This is a genomic window from Streptococcus sp. DD11 (genome assembly GCF_001578865.1).
GTDB classification, from domain to species: Bacteria; Bacillota; Bacilli; order Lactobacillales; family Streptococcaceae; genus Streptococcus; species Streptococcus panodentis.
The window spans coordinates 170,627-175,936 of the sequence record NZ_KQ969395.1; the positions used below are offsets into that span (position 1 = coordinate 170,627).

Genomic DNA, 5,310 nt, shown 5'->3' on the forward strand with positions numbered 1-5,310 from the left:
ACTGCCGGCTTAACCTCGTACTTGGTGACAGACGGTCCGATTTCGGCCCGCTCCACCGTTGCCTTGATACCAAAGCTGGCAAAGGTTTCTTCCAAGATTTTGATATTTTCACGCACCAGCCGCTTTTCCTTGGACTGGTTCTTGGGCTTGTCCGGCGCAAAAAGACTGAGTGTCGGCAGCTTGTAATCCAGACTTTCCTTGGCCGTGAAGTCAACTTCAACATCGCCGCTGTCGTCCTCTTCTGCTGCTTCTGCATCCCGGCCGAAGTCCAGCGGCTCATTGGGGTCAACATCTCCCGTTTCAGCCTCATCATAGTCTTCTTGATCAAAGTCTACCGGCGTATGCGCCAGCAGATCTTCATCTAAGATTTCGCCTGTCTCAGGGTCAACTGCAGCTGCCTCTTCCTCCACCTCAATAGCCTGCATAGCTGCCTGAGCTGCTTTTGCCTCTTTTTCCATAAAACGCTGCTGCCGCTTTTCTTCCTGCTTTTCCCTCCAGCTCTGGAAAGCTGCCATGGCCTTTTCTGAAATATCATAGATAGACCAGGGACTCATGAGCAGGCCTCCCAAAAGAATGAGGAGCAGACCGAAGAAATAGGAACCAATATTCGAGAAAAGAAAAGAGATGGGCGCGTAGAGAAGGGCGCCCAGCAGGCCGCCTCCTGCAAAGGAGCTGACCTTAAAGGCAGTCAGATCTGTCAAAACCCTGCCCAGGGTAGTTGATAAGACGGTTGCCCCCTCCAATTTCAGAACACTGACAAAATAGGCTTGAAAAATCAGGCTGAGACCAAAGAAGAGGCTGATAAAGCCTGAAACCATGCCTTCATGTCTGTGCAGCCACTTAAAGAAGAAGAGATAAACCAAACTGGCAAAAATCGCCAAATAGGCCAGACTTCCAACTAAGAGCCGCAGCGCATTGTAAATGGTCACACCAAAAGCCCCCAGCTTGATTGCTGCAAACAAAAGAATCAAGGCCATCACAAAGGTGACAATCATCCTTTTTATCGCTTTTTGTCTTTCTAATTCTGCTTTTGTCGGCCGACGTGTGGTCCGGCCTTTTTTACTAGATTTCTTATTTGCCATAACTTTTATTATAACACATTTAAAGCTCGAATGTGAAACGATTTATCAGCTGAAACTGACTGAAAATGTAAGAGAAAATGCAGCTGATAGCCGGTGAAAATCTGCAGCTCCTGTCTTCCGTCTATCCGCTGTGCGCAAAAAAAGAATCAGGCTCAGCCTCATTCTCCCTGTCTTGTCTTGCCAGTTTAGAGTCCTTGTTTAGAAAGGCTCTTTTCATGCAGCAATGAAGCAACGAGGTCAACTGCTTACGGGCCGGCCACCTAAGGCAGACTGACTCCAGATGACCTTCCCCAACAAGTCTGCTCAAAAACCGAAAACGGCAAAATTGGCCGACGCAGATTGGCGACTGAGACAAAGGCGCCTCAGTCTTGCTCTGTTCTCACCAAGAATCCGTTGGACTACTGCAGCTGCCAATACAACTTCCCTAAGAAATGTCAGCTTCGATTTTCAAAGAGGATTAGTTGATAATTGTCGGCTCATCATTTTGACCGCTGTCTTCCGGCATCACCAGCCAGGCAATCAGATAGGCCAAAATGCCTCCTCCAGCCATACAGGCCAGCACTATCCAGATAACCCGCACCAAGGTTGGATCTAGGTCAAAATAGTTAGCGATACCTGCACAGACTCCAGCAATTTTTTGATGTTTAACATCTCTTGTCAGTCTCTTTTTCATCGAGAAACATCCTCCTTCATTTTATTAGCTGATTTTATTTTAACAAAAAAGTTATAAATATGCACAAAACAACCGTCAATTTGGAAATGTTCTGTCCCATCAGAACTTCTTTTGCGGATGGCGGTCCACTACTTCCTGATGAGCAGCCAGTGCCTGACGGCCCTTTTCAGTCAGCTCATAGCCACGCACGGAAAAAGTCTGAGCCAGCTCTTCTTCAGTAAAATTCTCAGCCAAAGCCCGGTCTAAATCAGCAGCTTTCATTTTAGACAGGCCGTTTACCTTCTTGCTTTTCAGAATAGCCTTCTTGGCCGCCGCATTTATATGATCCAGCGAAGCAAAAGCTTTTTCCTTATAAGCGTACCCTTGGTCCACTAAGGCTGCCAAATGCGCCGGAGCATTGATGCCGTAAGTAAACTCAAAATATTTAGGAAAAAAGGAATCCGTCGTGAAAGTCCCGAAACCAATCCGCCAAAGCAGGATGATATCTCCAGCCAGCAAGCCATTGTCCAGTCTTTCCATATTGCGCTTAGGCACCGGCTTTCCCTCCAAAAGCCAGACTGCTAGATCGCGGTCCGGTCCTATATAGGGCAGCTGAGCATGGTCTTTATACAGCTCCTGCAAGCGTTCAGAATCCGTCATGTTTCAGCTCCCTTACAGCAAAATAATGCCCTTCATTATCGGCAAAGTTAAAAACCTTCATAAAGCCCAGATCCAAAATAGGATGAACGGCCACACCCTTAGCTGCCAGCTTCTGGTAGGTTTCCTCAAGATTGACTGCCGCCATGAGGATAGAAGGGGTTTCTAAGTTCATATCCGGATTCATCTCCGCCACCTGAGCCTTGTCATGCAGGACAAACTGTACATCGCTTTGGGCCTTGGGTGCGACAATATAGGATACCTGCGTTCCCTGAACCTGCTTTTCCACCCGCTCAAAGCCCATCTTCTCCTTCCAAAAAACAGCAGCGCTCTCTATATCGCCGACATAGAGCATGACCTGCCCGATTGAATCAATCATATGTCACCTTACCTTTTAAATATTGGATTTATTATATCACAAGGATCAGACAGGCAAAACTTTTGTGCTTATGATAAAATAAGGAAGAAAGAAGCGTCACCCCATCAGTATAGTCAATGAACACCGTCAGCAGACCAGGCGGGAGTTCAAAAGATTTGGGAAAGCTATTGAAACTGCGGAGGAAGCGGCCGTCAGGAATCAACAAAAGCACTGCTTTAAGGCAGCGAATAAATCTTCCGTTAGGGAGCGGCCGCTTCGATTTTCAACCGAGTATAATGATGCTTGGTCTTGATTTTCAAAGAATATGAACAGACAGCAAGGAGGTGCACCATGCGTGCCGGAGTCATTCTTTACAATCCCCAGTCCAGACAAATCCTGCTGATCCACCGCTGGAAAAATAATCGGGAATATTTTGTCATCCCCGGCGGCAGGATCGAATCGGGAGAATCAGCTCTTGAAGCCGCTCATCGGGAAATTCAGGAAGAACTGAACTGGACCCTGTCCAGCAAGCAGCTGCAGCCAGCTTTTTCCTTTGACAACCAAGGAGAGACAGAGCAGTATTTCTATACAGTCCTTGCCAGAAACGACAGCCCCCGCATACACGGCGAAGAAGCCCAGCGCAGCCATGCTCACAATATCTACCAGCCTGAATGGGTCGACCTGCAGGATCTGGCCCGCCAAGCCCTGCAGCCGCAAGCCTTGAAACAGCAGCTTTTGAACTTTCTGGAACAGATAGATTTGAAAAACTAGGCTTTTTATAGTAAAATACCAGTAGTTTAGAAACTAATTGAGAAAGGTCTCTTATGAAAAAAATGATTCTTTTCGGTCTCTTATCAGGCCTTGTCCTGGCAGGCTGCTCTGCCAAGGAGGAAACCAGTTCCAGCTCCTCCAGCGCTTCCAGCCAGTCATCCGTCACCAGCTCCGATGATGCAGAAACCCGCAAACTCCGCGAGCAGTATCAAGATGCCATGACAAACCAAAATGCCAACTTCCCGCAGCTGTCTACAGAAGTTGCTGAGGATGAAGCCGAGGTCACGATCCTCACTACGGAAGGCAGCATTCGGGTCAAGCTCTTTCCAAAATACGCTCCGCTGGCTGTTGAAAACTTCCTGACCCATGCCAAAGAAGGCTACTACGACGGCGTGCTCTTCCACCGCGTAATCAATAACTTTATGATTCAAAGCGGCGATCCTAAAGGAAACGGCACAGGCGGTGAGTCTATCTGGAAAGGCAAGGATGCTACAAAAGACAGCGGCAGCGGCTTTAAAAATGAATACTCTCCTTACCTGTACAATATCCGCGGCTCTCTCTCCATGGCTAATGCCGGACAGGATACCAACGGCAGCCAGTTCTTCATCAATCAAAATAAGACAGATCTTTCTTCCAAACTGTCAACATCCTCCATTCCTGCCAAAATAATTGAAGCCTACAAAAACGGAGGAAATCCGAGCTTAGACGGTGGTTATACCGTCTTTGGCCAAGTGCTGGAAGGCATGGATGTGGTCGATAAAATCGCTGCTGCCGAAACCGACAGCAATGACAAACCAAAAACAGATGTCAAGATTGAAAAAATCGAGATTATCAAAGACTACGACTTTAGCAAGTAAGAACCCGCAGCCATCCAAAGGACTTTGCCAGAGCAAAGCGAGGCTGACGCACTTTTTATACGAGGCTGGGATAACCGTACCCAGCTTCGTATTTTTCTATCGTTTGATTTGCAGGACATGGTGGCTGGGGAAGTTCTGTCGCCATTGGTCAGCTAGAATCTTCCCTGCACAGTTCATGAAGGGCTTTAACGCCATCAACCACTGCTGAGCGGCTTCTCATCCGCTGGAGGTTTTTGAAACTTCCTAGCGGAAGCTTTATCTGCCACGACGGTGGGACAGAAGAGTCTGGGACAAAAAGGCTTCAAAAAAAGCAACGACTAGAAAACAGCCGTTGCTTTTTGCATTCTAAAGATAAATTCGCTATCATTTAAGTAATGACAAATAAACAGAAAGTGATTTTATCTGATGCATATCCACTATAACACAAATCAAACGACTTTACCACTTGAAATTGCTAGTTTTTTACCACAAGACCATGTTGTTTTTACTATTAAAAAGGCTGTCAATGACTTACCAGCTGAGCAATTTCAGAAACTTTGTCATGAGCTGGGACGCCCCTCCTATCATCCTAAAATGATGCTTTCCGCTCTTCTGTTTGCTTATTCTCAAGGCGTTTTTAGCGGACGTAAAATAGAAAGGCTGATGGCTGAGAACCTAGCTATGCAATATTTGACAGGGCAATTAGTTGTTTCCTACCGCACCATTAACCGTTTTCGTGTGCATGAGGGGATGGAAGAACTGATAGAACAGCTCTTTATTGAACTGTCCTGTCAGTTAAGAATGAAGGAATTGGTCACTTTAGACTGTCTCTTCATCGATGGGACGAAGATAGAGGCCAATGCCAACAAGTACAGCTTCGTTTGGAAAAAAGCAACGGATAAATTTCAAGCCAAACTGCAAGAGACCTTGAAGGAGTATTTCCAAACTGAAGTG

General features: G+C 46.6%; 7 protein-coding genes. 3 read left to right on the forward strand and 4 right to left on the reverse strand.

The window, feature by feature from the left end:
• The 4 genes from STRDD11_RS14450 to STRDD11_RS08585 form a co-directional block, all read right to left on the reverse strand.
• Positions 1-1,082: DNA translocase FtsK (locus STRDD11_RS14450; protein ID WP_277592816.1), on the reverse strand; the 1,082-nt coding region annotated here is incomplete at its 3' end.
• Positions 1,083-1,539: 457 nt separating this feature from the next.
• Entirely contained in the window at positions 1,540-1,755 is a 216-nt protein-coding gene (locus tag STRDD11_RS08575; protein ID WP_128836974.1) for a PspC domain-containing protein, read from the reverse strand.
• A 99-nt stretch (positions 1,756-1,854) separates the two neighbouring features.
• The gene (locus STRDD11_RS08580; RefSeq protein ID WP_128836975.1) at positions 1,855-2,394 is read right to left on the reverse strand and encodes a hypothetical protein; all 540 of its coding nucleotides are present in this window, start codon (positions 2,392-2,394) and stop codon (positions 1,855-1,857) included.
• Positions 2,381-2,770, reverse strand: a complete 390-nt coding sequence (locus STRDD11_RS08585; RefSeq protein WP_128836976.1) for a VOC family protein — start codon at positions 2,768-2,770, stop codon at positions 2,381-2,383. Before STRDD11_RS08585 ends, STRDD11_RS08580 begins: the two co-directional genes overlap by 14 nt.
• 330 nt (positions 2,771-3,100) lie before the next feature.
• On the opposite strand from STRDD11_RS08585, the gene STRDD11_RS08590 reads away from it, so the two are divergent.
• The 3 genes from STRDD11_RS08590 to STRDD11_RS08600 form a co-directional block, all read left to right on the forward strand.
• A complete protein-coding gene (locus tag STRDD11_RS08590) occupies positions 3,101-3,520 on the forward strand; it encodes an NUDIX domain-containing protein (RefSeq protein WP_128836977.1) in 420 nt (139 codons plus the stop codon).
• A 53-nt stretch (positions 3,521-3,573) separates the two neighbouring features.
• Complete coding sequence (locus tag STRDD11_RS08595; RefSeq protein WP_128836978.1) at positions 3,574-4,377, forward strand: peptidylprolyl isomerase; 804 nt, start codon at positions 3,574-3,576, stop codon at positions 4,375-4,377.
• 405 nt (positions 4,378-4,782) lie between these two features.
• The coding region (locus tag STRDD11_RS08600; protein ID WP_164828440.1) for a transposase at positions 4,783-5,310 on the forward strand (528 nt) is incomplete at its 3' end.